13 protein-coding genes are annotated in these 15201 nt (G+C 60.8%); 6 read left to right on the top strand and 7 right to left on the bottom strand.

The window, feature by feature from the left end; all coding sequences use genetic code 11:
- Nucleotides 1–103: 103 nt before the first annotated feature.
- From KO536_RS05465 to KO536_RS05440, 6 genes are all read right to left on the bottom strand, one after another.
- Nucleotides 104–1594, bottom strand: coding sequence for a DASS family sodium-coupled anion symporter (locus KO536_RS05465; RefSeq protein ID WP_133079386.1), 1491 nt, complete (start codon nt 1592–1594; stop codon nt 104–106).
- Nucleotides 1595–1783: 189 nt separating this feature from the next.
- The gene (locus KO536_RS05460; RefSeq protein ID WP_095024530.1) at nt 1784–2563 is read right to left on the bottom strand and encodes an energy transducer TonB; all 780 of its coding nucleotides are present in this window, start codon (nt 2561–2563) and stop codon (nt 1784–1786) included.
- A complete protein-coding gene (gene tolR / locus KO536_RS05455) occupies nt 2560–3006 on the bottom strand; it encodes a protein TolR (protein WP_095024529.1) in 447 nt (148 codons plus the stop codon). Before tolR ends, KO536_RS05460 begins: the two co-directional genes overlap by 4 nt.
- A gap of 14 nt (nt 3007–3020) precedes the next feature.
- Nucleotides 3021–3731, bottom strand: a complete 711-nt coding sequence (gene tolQ / locus KO536_RS05450; protein WP_133079388.1) for a protein TolQ — start codon at nt 3729–3731, stop codon at nt 3021–3023.
- 55 nt (nt 3732–3786) lie between these two features.
- A complete protein-coding gene (locus KO536_RS05445; RefSeq protein ID WP_219261354.1) occupies nt 3787–5703 on the bottom strand; it encodes a phytase in 1917 nt (638 codons plus the stop codon).
- 150 nt (nt 5704–5853) lie between these two features.
- A complete protein-coding gene (locus KO536_RS05440) occupies nt 5854–8388 on the bottom strand; it encodes a TonB-dependent receptor (protein WP_219261353.1) in 2535 nt (844 codons plus the stop codon).
- A 397-nt stretch (nt 8389–8785) separates the two neighbouring features.
- On the opposite strand from KO536_RS05440, the gene KO536_RS05435 reads away from it, so the two are divergent.
- Nucleotides 8786–9706 (top strand): GGDEF domain-containing protein, encoded by a 921-nt coding sequence (locus KO536_RS05435; RefSeq protein WP_219261352.1) that lies wholly within the window; start codon nt 8786–8788, stop codon nt 9704–9706.
- Nucleotides 9703–10737, top strand: coding sequence for an AraC family transcriptional regulator (locus KO536_RS05430; protein ID WP_219261351.1), 1035 nt, complete (start codon nt 9703–9705; stop codon nt 10735–10737). The genes KO536_RS05435 and KO536_RS05430 overlap by 4 nt, the downstream gene beginning before the upstream one ends.
- A 141-nt stretch (nt 10738–10878) precedes the next feature.
- Here the strand turns inward: KO536_RS05430 and KO536_RS05425 are convergent, their stop codons facing one another.
- The gene (locus tag KO536_RS05425; RefSeq protein ID WP_219261350.1) at nt 10879–11889 is read right to left on the bottom strand and encodes an Ldh family oxidoreductase; all 1011 of its coding nucleotides are present in this window, start codon (nt 11887–11889) and stop codon (nt 10879–10881) included.
- Nucleotides 11890–12021: 132 nt separating this feature from the next.
- On the opposite strand from KO536_RS05425, the gene KO536_RS05420 reads away from it, so the two are divergent.
- The 4 genes from KO536_RS05420 to KO536_RS05405 all read left to right on the top strand — a co-directional run bounded on the left by KO536_RS05420 (nt 12022) and on the right by KO536_RS05405 (nt 15196).
- Entirely contained in the window at nt 12022–12897 is an 876-nt protein-coding gene (locus KO536_RS05420; protein ID WP_133079396.1) for a MurR/RpiR family transcriptional regulator, read from the top strand.
- A gap of 13 nt (nt 12898–12910) precedes the next feature.
- A complete protein-coding gene (locus KO536_RS05415; protein WP_133079397.1) occupies nt 12911–13666 on the top strand; it encodes a transporter substrate-binding domain-containing protein in 756 nt (251 codons plus the stop codon).
- Nucleotides 13667–13769: 103 nt separating this feature from the next.
- Complete coding sequence (locus KO536_RS05410) at nt 13770–14489, top strand: ABC transporter permease (RefSeq protein WP_046810349.1); 720 nt, start codon at nt 13770–13772, stop codon at nt 14487–14489.
- Nucleotides 14486–15196 carry an ABC transporter permease gene (locus KO536_RS05405; protein ID WP_133079398.1) on the top strand — a complete coding sequence of 237 codons (711 nt, stop codon included), beginning with the start codon at nt 14486–14488 and terminating at the stop codon, nt 15194–15196. The genes KO536_RS05410 and KO536_RS05405 overlap by 4 nt, the downstream gene beginning before the upstream one ends.
- Nucleotides 15197–15201: the final 5 nt, after the last annotated feature.

Here is a 15201-nt window from a genome sequence, read left to right as displayed (position 1 = left end):
TGACGAGGCACGAGGCTGCGATAAGGGCCGAAGGACCTTCAAACGCCGGGGCCGCTGCGCAGCCCATCGCAGCCTCGTGCCTCGTCAGCGACTACAATCGGTATCACATCCAGCCCAGCCAGCTCCAGTACGTTGCGGCAAACAGCAGCATCAGCAAGTACCCCACCGCCGTCACGATCAACCCGACCTTGGCGAACTGCTTGGCCGTGAAGGTCTGGGTGCCCAGGCACACCATGTTCTGCGGCGCGTTGATCGGCAGGATAAACCCGTAGCTGACCACAAAGCCCAGCAACATGGTCATGCCCAGGCGGTTGAATTCACCCGGCAAGGTTTGCAGCACGGCGATCAAGATCGGCAATAGCGCCGAGGTCAACGCCGTAGCACTGGCAAACCCCAGGTGAATGAGGATCAGGAAAGCCCCCAGGATTGCAAAAATCCCCACCGGACCGACCTGATCCAGACCGGTGTTCGCCACCACCTGCGTGCCCAGCCATTGCCCGGCCTGGGTGGTCAGCAGCGCGGTCCCCAGGCTGATCCCGACCCCGAACACGATCACCGTGCCCCACGGAATACGTGACTGCACATCTTTCCAGGTCATGACGCCAAATCGCGGCAACAGCAAAAACACCAGGCCGGCATAGGTGGTCGAAGTGGTATCAAAGCTGTGCAGTTTGCCCTCGGTGGCCCAGGCCAGCAGCAATGCGATCGAGACCCCCATCAGACGCTTTTGCGGCCCGGTCATTGGGCCCAGCTCTGCCAGTGATTGTTCGACCGCCTCCTTGCCGCCGGGAATGCTGTCGCTTTCCGGTGGCAGCAGTTTAAGCACCACAAACAGCAACACTGCCGACATGATGATGGCCCACGGCGCACCGGCGATCAGCCAGTCGAGCCAGTTCACCCGGGCGCCCAGCATTTTGTCCATAAACCCCACGGTCAGCAGGTTTTGCGCCGCGGCCGTTTGAATCCCCACGTTCCAGATACTGGTGCCCTGGGCCACGACAATCATGATCCCGGCCGCAATGTTGGAGCGCTTGTCCACGCCAAACGCCAGGATCACCCCCATCATGATCGGTACCACGCATGCACTGCGGGCCGTGGCGCTGGGCACCACCAGGCTGAGCAGAATGGTGACCGCAATCGCGCCCAACAGAATGCGCCGGGTGCTGGTGCCGATGCGCGACAGCGTCACCAGGGCAATGCGTCGGTCCAGGCCGGTATGGGTCATGGCTGCGGCGATAAACAACGCACCCGCTACCAACGCCAGGGCGGCATTGGAAAAACCGGTCAGGGCCATGGTGATACCGGCCGATGTGCCGTAGAGCTTTGAGGGGTCTGCCAGGGTGGGCGCCATGCCGATCAAAAACGCCATCAAGGACGTGATCATGATGGCACTGGCTTCGTACGACACCGCTTCGGTGATCCACACCACCACGGCAAACGCCAGAATAGCCAGCATGCGATGGCCGGCCACCGGCAAGTCGGCGGGCAATGGCAGCAGCAAAATGCCGATCATCACCAGGACCGCAATCACCAGGCCTATGGGCAGTTTGGCTTTTGCCGTAGCAGGCGTGGGGGTGGTTGCAGGTGCATTCATGGCCAGTTCCTTGTGCTGGAAAACCCGTGGAGCATAGGCCAAGGAAGCCCGGAGGATGTTGATACTCGTCAGGTGAGCGGCAAACCCTGTGGGAGCGGGCTGGCTCGCGATACAGGCGCCTTGGTCTTTCAGTCAATGCGCGTCGTTGCCATCGCGGGCAAGCCCGCTCCCACAGGGTTGTGCCTACCGTTACTGGATCTTGTAGTGAAAGGTATTGCGCACCCCCGGTACGGTCACGGCCTGACCATCAATCAACCGCGGTTGATAACGGAATGTCGCCGCCGCCACCAGTGACGGTCGGATAAACGCGGGATGGCAGTTGCCCACCACTTTGGGGTTGTCGACCTTGCCTTGCGGGGTCACCGAATACTCGACCGTGCAATCACCCTCAATGCCCTTGTCCAGTGCCCGCTGCGGGTAATCCGGGGCTTGCTTGCTGATGGGCAGGTATTGGCGCACATCCGATGCCGCTGCCGCCTGTTGCGCTCGCCTGGCGTTATCTGCTGCCACACGGGCCTGCTGCTCCGACGCTTCGGCCAGCGCTCGCTGGCGCTGAACCTCAACCTGCGCGGCTTTTTGTTGTTCCACTTGCGCCTGTCTCTGCTCCTCCACACGTTTGCGCGCAAGCGCCGCCTGTTCCAGTTTGCGCGCCTGTAACTGCGGGTCCACTTTAGGCTTTACCACCTCGGGTTTTGCCTCAACCACCGGCGCAGGGGCTACCACCGGCAGCGGCTCGGGCGCAGGTGGCGCCGCAGGCATTTCGGCGGGCAGCATCACCAGCCGGGTCTTCAGGGTCGACGGGGCGGGTTCCGGCAATGATTGCTCCATGCTCCAGCCCAGCACCAGAAAAGCCACCACGGCGCTGTGCAGGGCAACGCTCACCACCACGGCCTGGCTGTTGTGCCACAGCCGGGTCCAGGGCAACGGCGGTGCGGGCGCCAGCGCGCCATGCATCAACGCGGCACTCATTGCGGCGCCTCGGTCACCAGCCCCAGGTTGCTCACGCCACCTTGCTGCAGGGCCGCCATCGCCTTGACCACGCTGCCGTAACCCGCTTCGTTGTCGGCACGGATATACACCTGGGTGTCGCTGTTTTGCGCCACCACCTGACCGATCTTGGCTTGCAGCTCTTCAAGACTGACGGCACTGTCGGTCTGGTTTTTGGTGTCCAGTTCACTGCCCAGATTCCAGTAGTAACCGCCCTCGGCCTTGACTGACAGCGTGAGGATTTTTTGCTGGCTGTCATTGACCAGGGCTTCGCTGGCGACTTTGGGCAGTTCGATTTTTACCCCCTGAGTCAACATGGGCGCGGTCACCATAAAAATCACCAGCAGCACCAGCATCACATCGATGTAAGGCACCACGTTCATTTCGGCCTTGGGCCCGTGTTTGCGCTGTGGTCGAGCAAGCATGTTCAAACTCCCTTTCAAGCGACGGCGGACATGTTCCGCGAACCGGCATGCAAGCTGCGGTACAAGCGCATCTGCACTTCGTTGCCCAGGCTGTAATAACGGGTCAGCAGGGTCTGGCCACGGGCCGAGAAGCGGTTATAGGCAATCACCGCCGGAATGGCTGCAAACAGGCCGATGGCCGTGGCGATCAGGGCTTCGGCAATGCCGGGGGCCACGGTGGACAACGTCGCCTGTTGCACCTGCGACAGGCCGATAAAGGAATTCATGATCCCCCACACGGTGCCAAACAGCCCGATGTAGGGGCTCACCGAGCCAACGGTCGCCAAAAACTGCAGGCCTTTTTCCAGGCGGATTTCCTGCTCGCTGATGGCCACATACAACGCACGCTCAACCCCTTGCATCACCCCTTCGGCATCCACGGCGGGCTGCTGCCTGAGCTGGGCGTACTCCGTGTACGCGGCGACAAACACCTGCTCGGCGCCCGCGTCTTCATGGCTGACATCGCGGCTTTCGCGGTACAGCGCATTCAGCTCACCCTGAGCCCTTAGCCGTTGCGCAAAGCTGTCCATGTCGCGCTCGCTGCGACGCAAAATGGCGCTGCGCCGCACAATCAGAAACCAGCTCAACAGCGAGGCCACCAACAGGGTCAGCATTACGCCTTTGACCAGCAGACTCGCGTCGCTGATCAGGCCCCAGATCGTCATGTGTTCCATGGTTGCGTGCATGTTGTTACTCCATTGATCCGCGATTGAAGGATTGAAAAGCATTCAGATGACCGGGTTATGGCAAGTGCAACGCATTGGCCACATCGCTCCAGGGGATGTACTTGAAGTTCTGGGCTTGCTCGGGCATGCGTTTGCGGCCGTCCTGCACCACCAGCATGCCTTTGCTCCAGGGGCCACCGAGGTTGGCGGACGTCACATCCAGGCCATCGGTTTCCGACGCGCCATCGATGCCCGCTACAGCATTCACCCCAACCCGAAAAGCGCCACGCAGGGCGTAAGGCGGCTCGGCATCCACCACCACATAGCTGTCGTTGCCCTGGCTGGAGATCACCAGGTAGTTGTCTTTTTCGGTCTGATACAGCCCCATCCCTTCGATGTCGTCATGCACCTGCTCACCCACCCTGATCACGCTGGTGAGCGTTGCCGGCTGGTCGGGACGGGCATCCACCGCCCACACCGCCACGTCTTCTTCACCGAGAAACAGGCGCTGGCCGCGGTCGTCTGCCACACAACCTTCGGGCTGGGTTTGCACCTTGAACTGACGCACCAGTTCGCCCTCGACCGTATTGCCCCTGGCGACCAGGCGGTGCTGCACAAAGGTGCCGTCCTTGTCGTTGGCAAAGCTGTAGATTTCCCCCGAGGGCGCCTTGAACAGGCACAGGCCGTAGATGTCCGAAACCGGCGTGGCAATCTCGCCCGCCTCCTGCAAGGTGCCAGTGGCGCGGTCGATGCTGAACACGCTCAGGCTGTTGTGATCGCGATTGGTCGCCACGGCCAGATCCACTGTGCGCCCGCCCAGCTCGAAGCCCGGGCGCACATCGACGTTATTCAGCCGCCCGACCGGCAGATGCTGCACACGCTTGCCCTGCAGGTCGTACACTTCAAGGCCCTGCTGCTTATTGGTGCCCAATACACGGCTGAGGGCCGGTGTTTGCGGGTGAACCCAGATCGCCGGGTCATCCGCCGCATCGCCCTGACTCATCACCACCTCGGTTTGCACCGCAGGTTTTACGCTGACCAGCACAGGGGGCAGGCTGGCCGGTGTGGTTTTCCAGGCCAGTGTGCCTTCGTACAACTTGCTGCTGGCGCCGTCCTGCACCAGCAGTTGCAGACCCTGGGGTGTCTGGCGCAGGGCCAGGTGTTCAGGCTCGATCATCCCGTTCAGCGCCAGGCTGGCTACAGGCGACCAGCGTTTGCCCTGCTGCTGATACAGATTCAACTGCGCCGCTTGCGGGTCAAGACCGAGCATCCCGCCCGGTACCAGCGCCATGGCCCCTGCACTTTTCTTCACATTGCCGAAGGGCTCGACCATCGCCACGGGCACGCGCTCAACATCGGCTTCTGCGTGCGCCGGGTAAGCCCACCAGCCGACCTTTTCTTCGTTGACGAACAGGTTCTGCGCGCCATCGTCCACCTGACAAAACTTCGCCTGAGGCGGCAACGGCAGGCTGCGCACCAGCCGTGGTGCGGGCAAACGCTGGCTGTCGGCAGCTACCAGCCACTGCTCGCCCTTGCCTTCTTCGCCCACGGTGAACAGGTAGATATTGCGTGCGTCATCCTGGTACAGGCACACCCCTTCAACCCCATAGTCACGGGCGGGCAAGTACGTCGGGGGTTGCCATTGATGGCTCTTGGGGTCGAGGCTGAACAGCGCCACTTGCTGCCTGTCCTTGTCGTGACTGGCTACCAGAACCTGATCCCCCAGTGCACGGCTGTCCAGCCCGGCAAAAGCCCCCGGCACGCGGCTCAGGGTTTTGCCCTGTTTGTCGAGCAGCAACACACCCTCACGCTTGCTGACGGCCAGGCGTTCGTCCCCGGTGCCATTCGGCAAGTAACTCAGGGCCTGGGCCTTGCTGGTGGACCATTGCTGCAATGCCGGGGCGGCCACTTCGGTAGCCGCCTGCACGCTGCCTGCGCCCAGGCACACCAGCAATGGCAGTAGTCGGGGTGTGCGTTTGAATACATGGGTCATGGGTCATGCAATCCATAAGAAAATGGGGTTAAAGCCTGGTCTGTAGTCGCTGCCGAAGGCTGCGAAAAAGCATCGCGCAGCTTTTGGAGAACGGGTTGCTCCGCAACCCTTCGCAGCCTTCGGCAGCGACTACAGTGATTTGCCCAGCGCTTAGAAATGGGTGAAGGTCAGGCCTACGGAGTAGGTGGGGCCGTATTCTTCGTACTGGTTGTTGTAGCGACTGTTGCCGCTGTAGACGAAGTACGGCTGGTCCGTAAGGTTCTGGGCGTCGAACTTGATTTGCAGGTTTTTGGTCAGCGAGTAGCGGGCGCTGAAGTCGACAAACGTCTGGGCATCGACATGGGTGTCATGGGCCTTGTCGTTGACCCCCGCCAGTTCGTAGAGGTAGTCCGACTTGTAGTTGGCCGACAGGCGCAGGCTCAGCTTGTCGTCTTCCCAGCCGAGCATCAGGTTGCCGACGGTGTTGGACTGGTTCGGCAAATCAATATCGCGCTTGAGGCTTGCTCCGGTGGCTGCATCAACGCCCTTGATGCTGGCGCTGGAGCGGCTGAACGTGCTGTTGGCACCCAGGATCACGCCGTTCCAGGGCGCTGGCAGCCAGTCGAATTTTTGCGAGTAGGCCAGTTCCAGGCCGTAGAGCTTGGCGCTGTCGCCGTTGGCATAGCTGTGGGCCTCAGTGAAGTCGACCCACTCGCCACTGCCGGCCAGGTCGTTGTTGTAGACGAAGTTCTTGATGTCTTTGTAGAAGAGGAACGCCGACACCGTGCCCGCCTGCCCCATGAAGTGCTCAATGCCCAGGTCGAAGTTGCTCGACTCCAGCGGCTTGAGGTTGGGGTTGCCGAACTCGGCCTTGTCATCCTCGATAACAAAACCCGGGGCCAGCTGGCCGAAGGTCGGACGCACCACGGTGTTGGTCCAGGCCGCACGCACCTGGGTGTTTTTCGCCAATTGATAGCGGGCATGCAGGCCGGGCAACCAGTGGTGGTAATCACGCTGGGTGTCCTGATCTTCGAAAACGCCATCGCGCACACCCGTGCCCTTGGCTTCGAACTCGGTGCCTTCGTAGCGCATGCCGGCAATAAAGCGCCAGTCATCGATATCGACGGTGTTCATCAAGTAAGCCGCGTTGATGTCTTCGCGCATGGTGAAGTCATTGGCCCGCGAGTCTTGCTCGTTGTAGAAATCGTTGCGGTTCAAGCCGCCAATCAGATCCTTGATCGCACCGCCGCTGATGCCTGGTCCGAACCGGCCGAGGTTGTAGTGCAGGTTGCCCTTGTTGAACTGCTCGAGGCTGAGTTGCTCGTCACTGAAACCCAGATCCGAAAAGTCCTTGTAGGTCCAGGCATTGAGGTCATTGTCCTTGTTGCGACGGCTGACCTTGCCGCCGAATTTGACCTGGGAGGCATAGCCCTGCACGTCGTAGTCGCGGGCCAGGTCCAGGCGGATATTTTTCTCGGTGTCCTTGGTGTGTTGCTCTTGCCAGTCCACCTTGTCGAGGCTGAAATTGGCCGGGTCATAAAAGCCTGCGCCAATGATGGGCCGGGGTTTTTCGGTATCGTAGAACCCCCCTTCACCGATGCCGGAATTGCCTTTGAAGGTGGCCCCGGCAATGCCGCCCGGATTGTCTTCGCTGGATTCGCTGTAACCGGCCTGCCCGCTCAGGGTCCACAGGCCCATCATGCGTTCGCCGCCGAACACGTAGGACTGGATTTCCTGGGTTTCTTCGCGCTGTTTGAGCTTGCGCTTGGTCTTGGTCGGGCCCACTTCCCCTTCGGCCTGGGGGTCGGAAAATTCAAAACTGGTGGAGTTGCGGGTTTCGTTGTCTTCGAAGCGGCTGTACAGCGTGCGCAAGTACAGGCTGGTGTCGTCGTCGGGCTTGTAGTCGAAGTTGAGGCCGCCACCGGTACGCTCGCGGCTGATCTCATACACCCGCTGCTCGAAGCTGTTCAGTCGTGCACCCTCGCTGAAGTCCCAGTCGCCGCCGGTCTCGACGTTGTCAGAGCGAAAGTCGCGCTTGTTCCAGCTCAACGCTGCGGCGACACCAAAGTTGTCGACGCCGTCGCCCAGGCTGAAACGGTCACTGATGGCCCCCGACACCTTGGGGCTGGTCTTGTGGCTGTTCTTGTTGTACCCGGCCTCTGTGCTGCCCGTGTAGAACAGGCCCTTGTGGTCGAACGCGGACAGGCTCTGGACGTCCACCGTGCCACCCAGGGAGTTGGCGTCCATGTCCGGGGTCAGGGTCTTGATCACCGACAGCGACTGCACCAGCTCCGAGGGCAACACGTCCAGGGCCACGGCACGACGGGCGCTTTCCGGGGACGGCACCAACGTGCCGTTGATGGTCACACTGTTCAGGTCCGGCCCCAGGCCCCGCACGCTGACGAAACGGCCTTCGCCCTGATCCCGTTCAATGCTGATACCGGGCAGGCGTTGCACGGCCTCGGCGACGTTCGCGTCCGGCAACTGCGCCACGCCATCGGCATGCACCACGCTTTCAATGTTGTCCGAATTGCGCTGCTGCTTGAGCGCCTTGTCCAGGCTGACGGCCTGCCCGACCACTTCAACGTGTTCGGTGGCGCCGATACTCGATGCCTCGGCGGCGCTCAGGCGCTCACTGGCAATTGCCAGGGCCAATGCACTGACGGTAAAGCCGACCCACTGCGCCTTGCTGCGACACTTGTACATGTTTGTCCTCCCCCAAAATCGCCCATCAGGCCGGGCAAATGGCCCGACAACTTGGGAGCGAAAGCTAGGGTTGGTGGATGACAACGCTGTGACAGTGTTTGGCTAAAACCCCGAAACAGAGGCTTTTGAGCGGCACTTTGAAGGCAATTGAGCTGATATGACCCGCGTCAGCTACCCCGCACCCTGTGGGAGCGGGCTTGCTCGCGATAGCATCAACGCGGTGCAACTGAGCCACCCCGTCGCGTGCATCGCGAGCAAGCCCGCTCCCAGGGTCAAACAGGGGAATGTTCAAGGTTTTTGCACGAGACACCTGAGCTGATTCGACCCGCCCCCCCCGTCACACCGCTGTCACACACCTCTGTTCTGCTGACCGGCAATACGTTTTGGCAGAACTGAAATGACTTGGTTAAACGTTCTTAAACACCACCGCTACAAGCTCGGCCTGCTCCTGTTGGCGGCCAATCTTGCCGTACTGCTGAACCTGGCTTTTGGTACGCCCAAAGCCTTCAGCGAGTGGCATTGGCTGGACATCATCGGCGAAGGGGGAACAGCCCTGTTCATGCTGTTCTGGCTGGGGCTGGTGCTTAAAAGCCGGCCCACCGGACGGGTCACCAACTACCTGGCCTACGGTCTGTGCTTCATGTTTTTCTCCTGGTGGATGGACGTGCTGGACGAGTTTGTCCGCCTGCCCAAGCACATCGGCTGGGATCACTGGCTGGAATCGGGGCCAATGCCCATCGGCATGATTTTGCTGACCATCGGCCTGTTCCACTGGCACCGTGAACAACAGGCGATCAACCAGCACATGGAGAAACGCGAGCGGGTGTTTCGCGAGCATCGGCTGTTCGACAAACTGACTCCCCTGGGCGGCGCCGAATACCTCAAGCGCCAAGTCAGCGAATGCCTCGTGCAAAGCCTTGAGCAGCAACAGCCGCTGTCACTGCTGGCGCTGGATATCGACGACTTTGCCTCGATCAACCGGCACTACGGACACCCCGAAGGTGATGCCGTGCTGCAAGCCCTCAGCCAATTGCTCCTGCTCAACCTGCGCCGCCACGACCTGCTCTGCCGATTGGCCGGTGACCGCTTTGTCGTGCTGCTGCCCGGCACCGGAGAAAGTCAGGCCCGGTTGCTGGCCCTTGAGTTGCAACAGGCGGTTCAAAGCCTGGCCCACAAAACCCGGCAACATGGCGAGCGGGTCTATTTGTCGGCCAGCACCGCCGTGGTGATGGCCCTTGATGACGCACCCGATGAATTGCTCAAGCGGCTGAATCTGGCGCTGGTGCGCGCCAAGCCGCCACGGAGCAAACGCGCATGACGCTCCATACCCGCTGGTACGAAGCGGACAGCCGTTTTATTGCCGGGCATTACCAACCCGCCACTCTGATTGATCTGGCGCTATCACGGGACATCGACAGCCATCGCCTGCTGCGCGGTACCGGGCTGTTCTACGACGATATTGTGGCCGGCCACACCCGCCTCAGTCCCCAGCAGTGCTTTGGCCTGATTGCCAACGCCCAGCGCTTGCTCGAAGCCGATGACAGCAGCTTCCTGTTTGGCCAACGCCTGTGGCCGGGGCACTACGGCCCGGCCAGCCACGCCCTGCAACAGGCGCAGAATCTGCATCAGGCCCTGGAAACCCTGATCCATCACCGCGCCCTGCTCAGCCCGCTGCTGACGCCGCGCCTGTTGCTGGACGACAAGTACGCCTACGTGTACTGGCTCGACAGTTGCGGGGCCCGGGAGCAATTGCGTTTTGTGCTGGAGGCCAGCATGACGGCGCTGATGGCGATGAGTCAGTGGCTCAGCGGCGAACGCCTGCCGTGGGAGTGCAGCTTCAGTCATCCAGAGCCGCGCTATGTGGAGCAATACTGGGTGCATCTGGGGGAAAACACCCAGTTCGGCTGCCAGCTGGACATGATGCGCCTGCCCCGCGAATACCTGACGCGGCCCTGGCCCAACGGCTCGGCCATTGCCCGGCAGGTGGCGTACCAGCAGGCCCAGGAGCAATTGCATAGCCTGGGCTTCAGCGCCAGCCTGCTGGATCGGTTGTATGTGTACTTGCGCAACAATGCGCAACACGCCCCGAGCCTTGAGCAGGCGGCGCAGCACTTTTCAATGAGCCAGGCCACCCTCAAGCGCAAACTGAAAAAGCATGGCACGCACTTTCAGGCCCAGCAGGATCAAGCGCGCAAACACATGGCGCTGTACCTGTACCAGATCAAGGGGCTGAGTAACGAGGCCGTGGCCGAGCACCTCAACTTCAGCGACCCGGCAAACTTTCGCCGGGCGTTGAAGCGCTGGACGGGGTGTACGCCCAATCTGATCCGGCAGTTTCTGGCGCTATAAGTCACCAACCAACCTGATGCGCGCAGGTGGATTGTGGGAGCGGGCTTGCTCGCGATGCAGGCCACGCGGGGTTTCAGGCAAACCGCGGTGATGCTATCGCGAGCAAGCCCGCTCCCACAGGTAATCGGATCCTTCGTGCAGTTACCCCGCCAGCTCACGCAACCTGGCCAACTCTTCAGCGCCCAGCGGGATGCCTTCGTCCAACGATTTCGCACGTTCGATAAAACGACGGTCGCCGGGCATGCGCTCCAGGCCCACGGCGTGCATCTGACGCACCAGTTCTGCGCTGCGCAGGGCAAAGCTGTCGCCGCCGGATTTGCTCGGGTCGATCACGATCAGCAATTGGCCCGTCCACGGGGTTTGCGCACCCGGGTGTTTCGACCAGTCGAACTCAAACGAGAAGTTGCCACCCGTCAGCGCCGCCGCCAGCAATTCGACCATCATCGACAGCGCCGAACCCTTGTGCCCGCCAAATGGCAGCAAGGCACCGCCGTCAAGAATCGCTTTCGGGTCTTGAGTCGGCTCACCCTGTTTATCTACCCCCATACCGGCAGGCAACTGATGACCCTTGCGCGCGGCAATTTGCACATCGCCGTGGGCGATGGCGCTGGTAGCCAGGTCGAATACGATCGGATGACCCTCGGCGCGGGGTGCCGCAAAGGCAATCGGGTTGGTGCCAAACAAGGGCTTTTGCGCACCGTGGGGCACCACGCAGGTCATGCTGTTCACCACGCTCAACGCCACCAGACCTTCTTCGGCAAACGGTTCCACGTCCGGCCAAAGCGCAGCAAAGTGATGCGAGTTTCGAATCGCCAGTACCGCAATCCCGGCGTTGCGGGCTTTCTCGACCAGCAACTGACGGGCAGCAGCCAATGCAGGCTGGGCAAAGCCACCGGCAGCGTCCACGCGGATAAAGCCCGAGGCTACATCTTCCACGACCGGAACAGCCTGACCATCGACCCAATTACTGGCCAGCGAAGACAGGTAGCCCGGAATGCGGAATACCCCGTGGCTATAAGAACCATCGCGCTGAGCCCGTGCGCAGTTGTCAGCCAACACCCGAGCAACCTGCGGCGAGGTGCCATGACGCTCGAAAATCCGTTGCAGCAAGGCGGTCAGTTCGACCAGGGAAAGCGACTGCGTAGAAGACATTCTGGCGCTCCAATCTGATTATTTTTGTCTGTGGCAAACTATCCTTGGGTGACAGTTCTCTGTCAATTGTTGACTTAATGACAGAAAACATTCACTTTCTGCAACGCGCTGAAATAAAAACAGGAAGCAGTCGTGAGCCAGCCGATTAAACAACGCCTTGAAAGCAGTCTGTCAACCGCCGCACCTTCGGGTCGGGCGATTGCCAGCTACATGCTGGCCAATCTTTACGAACTGCCGTTTCAGACAGCCGCCGACATCGCCAGCAAACTGGGGGTCAGCGAATCCAGTGTCGGGCGTTTTTGCCGCTCGCTGGGCTACAGCCATTTCAAGGATTTGAAAAACGATCTCAAGGACGACCTGGGCGATGGCCCGTGGCTTGTCGGTGATCGCTTGCAAGAATTCCGCCAGCAGTCGAGCCAGAGCCCCCAGGCGTTGCCACGCAGTTTTGAGCTTGAAGTCGGCGCGCTGGTCAAGGTCTACGAATACAGCCTCACGCCGCAGTGGCGTGCGGTCAGTCAGCGCCTGGCCACGCGGCGCAAAGTGTTTGTCGCAGGGTTCCAGACCGAGCGCGGGATTGCCGCCTCCATGGTGCATTTGCTGCAATACCTGCGCGATGGCGTGCAACTGGTCGATGGCGCCGCCGGGCATTACGCCGACGTGCTGCTGTGCCCGCCCGCAGACTGTGCCCTGGTGGTGTTTGAAGCCCGACGCTACTCGCGCCACGCCCAGCTGTTGTGCCGCAAGGCACGTGAGGCCGGGATCGAGGTCACGCTGGTCACCGATACCTTCTGCGACTGGGCCGACCAGAGCGCCAATGAAGTGTTTCGCGTGCCCACCGAGTTCAACCTGTTCTGGGAATCCACCGCGGCCATGCTGTCGCTGGTGCATCTGCTGATCAATGAAGTGTGCAAACAACTGGGGCCGGACGTTGAGAAGCGTCTTGAGGCTACCGCGGCCTTACACAATGAGTTCGTGGGCTACACATCCTCACCCGGATCAAAACAATAAAACGAGGTGCTAGATGAAATACGTCATTCGCTTTGCAAGTGCATGTGCACTGGTGGCCGCCGTTGCAGCAAACGCGCACGCCGACACGCTGACTATCGCCACGGAGGGCGCCTACCCTCCCTTCAACACCACTAATTCGGACGGCACGGTGTCGGGCTTTGACGTCGACATCACCAACGCCCTGTGTGAACGCATGAATGCCCAGTGCAAGATCGTTGCCCAGGATTGGGACGGCATCATTCCGGGACTGATGGCTAAAAAGTACGATGCCATCGTGGCGTCGATGATCGTGACCGATGAACGCAAAAAGAAAATCGCGTTCACCAATCACTACTACCGCACCCCGCTGTCGATTGCCGTGCCAAAAGACTCTGACATCACCGATGCCCAGATCAACTTCAAGGGCCGCACCATCGGTGCCCAGGGCGCAGCGACCCAAGGTATTTACGCCGAGGATCACTACGAGAAAGCCGGCGCCAAACTCAACCTGTACCCCACGCTTGACGAAGCCAACGCCGAACTGAAAAACGGCCGCGTCGATGCCGTCATTGCCGACAAATTCCCGCTGCTGGAATGGATCAACAAGGCCAGCGACGACTGCTGCAAAATCATCGGTGACGTTGACGGCACCAATGCCGACGCGGCAATTGCCGTGCGCCAGAACGATAACGTCCTGCGCGAGCGCTTCAACAAGGCGCTGGACGAAATCGTGGCCGACGGCACGTATAAAAAGATCTCCAGCAAGTACTTCGACTTCGACATTTACTGAGTCGCCCGCCTTCGTTTGAGGGCTCCCTGCCAATGACCCTGCCCCGCGCACCTGACGTGCGCGGCGGCTGAATTTCGGCCCAATTTTGCCCGGGGATTCGAGCATGCTCGATCAACTCTCACTTCTTTCTTTCGCCAGTGGCGGCTGGGGCTCGGCCCTGCTCGCAGGCGCCATGGTGACCATTGCCCTGGCCCTGAGCTGCCTGCCTATCGGTTTGCCACTGGGCCTGGCCGTGGCCGTGGCGGCACGTTCCAAAAACCGCTGGGTGCGGGCGTGGGCAACCACGTTCTCCACGGTTTTTCGTGGTTTGCCGGAATTGCTGACACTGCTGATCATTTACTACGGCTGCCAGATCGCCGCGCAAAAGATCCTCGCCATGATGGGCTACGACGCGCAGGTCACGATCAATACCTTCGTGGCCGCGATGGTCGCCTTCAGCCTGGTGTTTGCCGCCTTCTCCAGCGAGATCTGGCTGGGTGCGTTCAAAACCATCCCCAAGGGCCAGTTCGAAGCCGCATCGGCACTGGGCCTGAGCAAATTCACCACCTTTCGCAAAGTGGTGCTGCCACAACTTGCGCGCATCGCCCTGCCCGGCCTGTCCAACAACTGGCTGTCACTGCTCAAGGACACCTCGCTGGTGTCGACCATCTCCCTGGTGGACCTGATGCGCCAGACCAACCTGGCGGTCAGCGTGACCAAAGACCCGATGCTGTTCTACAGCGTCGCGTGCCTGGGCTATCTGTTTTTCTCGGCGATTTCCGGGCGGCTGTTTGCCTTCCTTGAACGCTACTTCAGCCGCCATCAACGGAGCGCGCAGCCATGAGTCTGGCGGATCTGCAAAACATGTTTCTCAACCCCGACCTGCTTGAACGCTATGGCCCGCGCTTTATCGACGGGCTGCTGGTGACGGGCAAGCTGGTGGCAATTTCGTTCACCCTGGGTGCCTTGCTTGGCTTGCTGATTGCCCTGGGGCGCTTGTCCAGCAACCGCTTTTTGCGCAGCTTTACCGGCGCCTACGTGTACTTCTTCCGTGGCTCGCCGCTGCTGGCCCAACTGTTTTTGCTGTATTACGGCCTGGGCTCGTTCAAGGGCTTCTGGCAAGACGTGGGCTTGTGGTGGTTTTTCCGCGATGCCTGGTTCTGCACCCTGCTGGCCTTCACCCTCAACACGGCGGCGTACCAGGCCGAAATCCTGCGCGGCAGCATCCTGTCCGTTGCCCAGGGCCAGCGTGAAGCCTGCAAGGCGCTGAACCTGTCGCGATGGACGGCCTTTCGCAAGATCATCCTGCCGCAATCGCTGCTGGTGGCCATCGGCCCTTTGGGCAATGAGCTGATCCTGATGATCAAGGCCAGTGCCATTGCCTCCCTGGTGACCATTTACGATTTGATGGGTGTTACCAAAATGGCGTTTTCGCGCAGCTTCGACTTCCAGATCTATCTGTGGGCCGCCGTGCTGTATCTGCTGATCGTGGAAGTGGTGCGACGCAGCCTGAAGTTGATCGAAGGCCGTCTCGGCCGCCATTTGCAGTAAGCCCA

This window comes from Pseudomonas sp. NKUCC02_KPG (assembly GCF_019345465.1).
In the GTDB taxonomy this organism is placed as follows: Bacteria; Pseudomonadota; Gammaproteobacteria; order Pseudomonadales; family Pseudomonadaceae; genus Aquipseudomonas.
The sequence above is the reverse complement of the archived record's forward strand: the minus strand, read 5'-3'. Positions and strand labels throughout refer to the sequence as shown.

Coding starts and splice junctions, on each gene's coding strand:
- KO536_RS05465 (WP_133079386.1), bottom strand. CDS start 1,594: ATGAATGCACCTGCAACCACCCCCACGCCTGCTACGGCAAAAGCCAAA.
- KO536_RS05460 (WP_095024530.1), bottom strand. CDS start 2,563: ATGAGTGCCGCGTTGATGCATGGCGCGCTGGCGCCCGCACCGCCGTTG.
- tolR (WP_095024529.1), bottom strand. CDS start 3,006: ATGCTTGCTCGACCACAGCGCAAACACGGGCCCAAGGCCGAAATGAAC.
- tolQ (WP_133079388.1), bottom strand. CDS start 3,731: ATGCACGCAACCATGGAACACATGACGATCTGGGGCCTGATCAGCGAC.
- KO536_RS05445 (WP_219261354.1), bottom strand. CDS start 5,703: ATGACCCATGTATTCAAACGCACACCCCGACTACTGCCATTGCTGGTG.
- KO536_RS05440 (WP_219261353.1), bottom strand. CDS start 8,388: ATGTACAAGTGTCGCAGCAAGGCGCAGTGGGTCGGCTTTACCGTCAGT.
- KO536_RS05435 (WP_219261352.1), top strand. CDS start 8,786: ATGACTTGGTTAAACGTTCTTAAACACCACCGCTACAAGCTCGGCCTG.
- KO536_RS05430 (WP_219261351.1), top strand. CDS start 9,703: ATGACGCTCCATACCCGCTGGTACGAAGCGGACAGCCGTTTTATTGCC.
- KO536_RS05425 (WP_219261350.1), bottom strand. CDS start 11,889: ATGTCTTCTACGCAGTCGCTTTCCCTGGTCGAACTGACCGCCTTGCTG.
- KO536_RS05415 (WP_133079397.1), top strand. CDS start 12,911: ATGAAATACGTCATTCGCTTTGCAAGTGCATGTGCACTGGTGGCCGCC.
- KO536_RS05410 (WP_046810349.1), top strand. CDS start 13,770: ATGCTCGATCAACTCTCACTTCTTTCTTTCGCCAGTGGCGGCTGGGGC.
- KO536_RS05405 (WP_133079398.1), top strand. CDS start 14,486: ATGAGTCTGGCGGATCTGCAAAACATGTTTCTCAACCCCGACCTGCTT.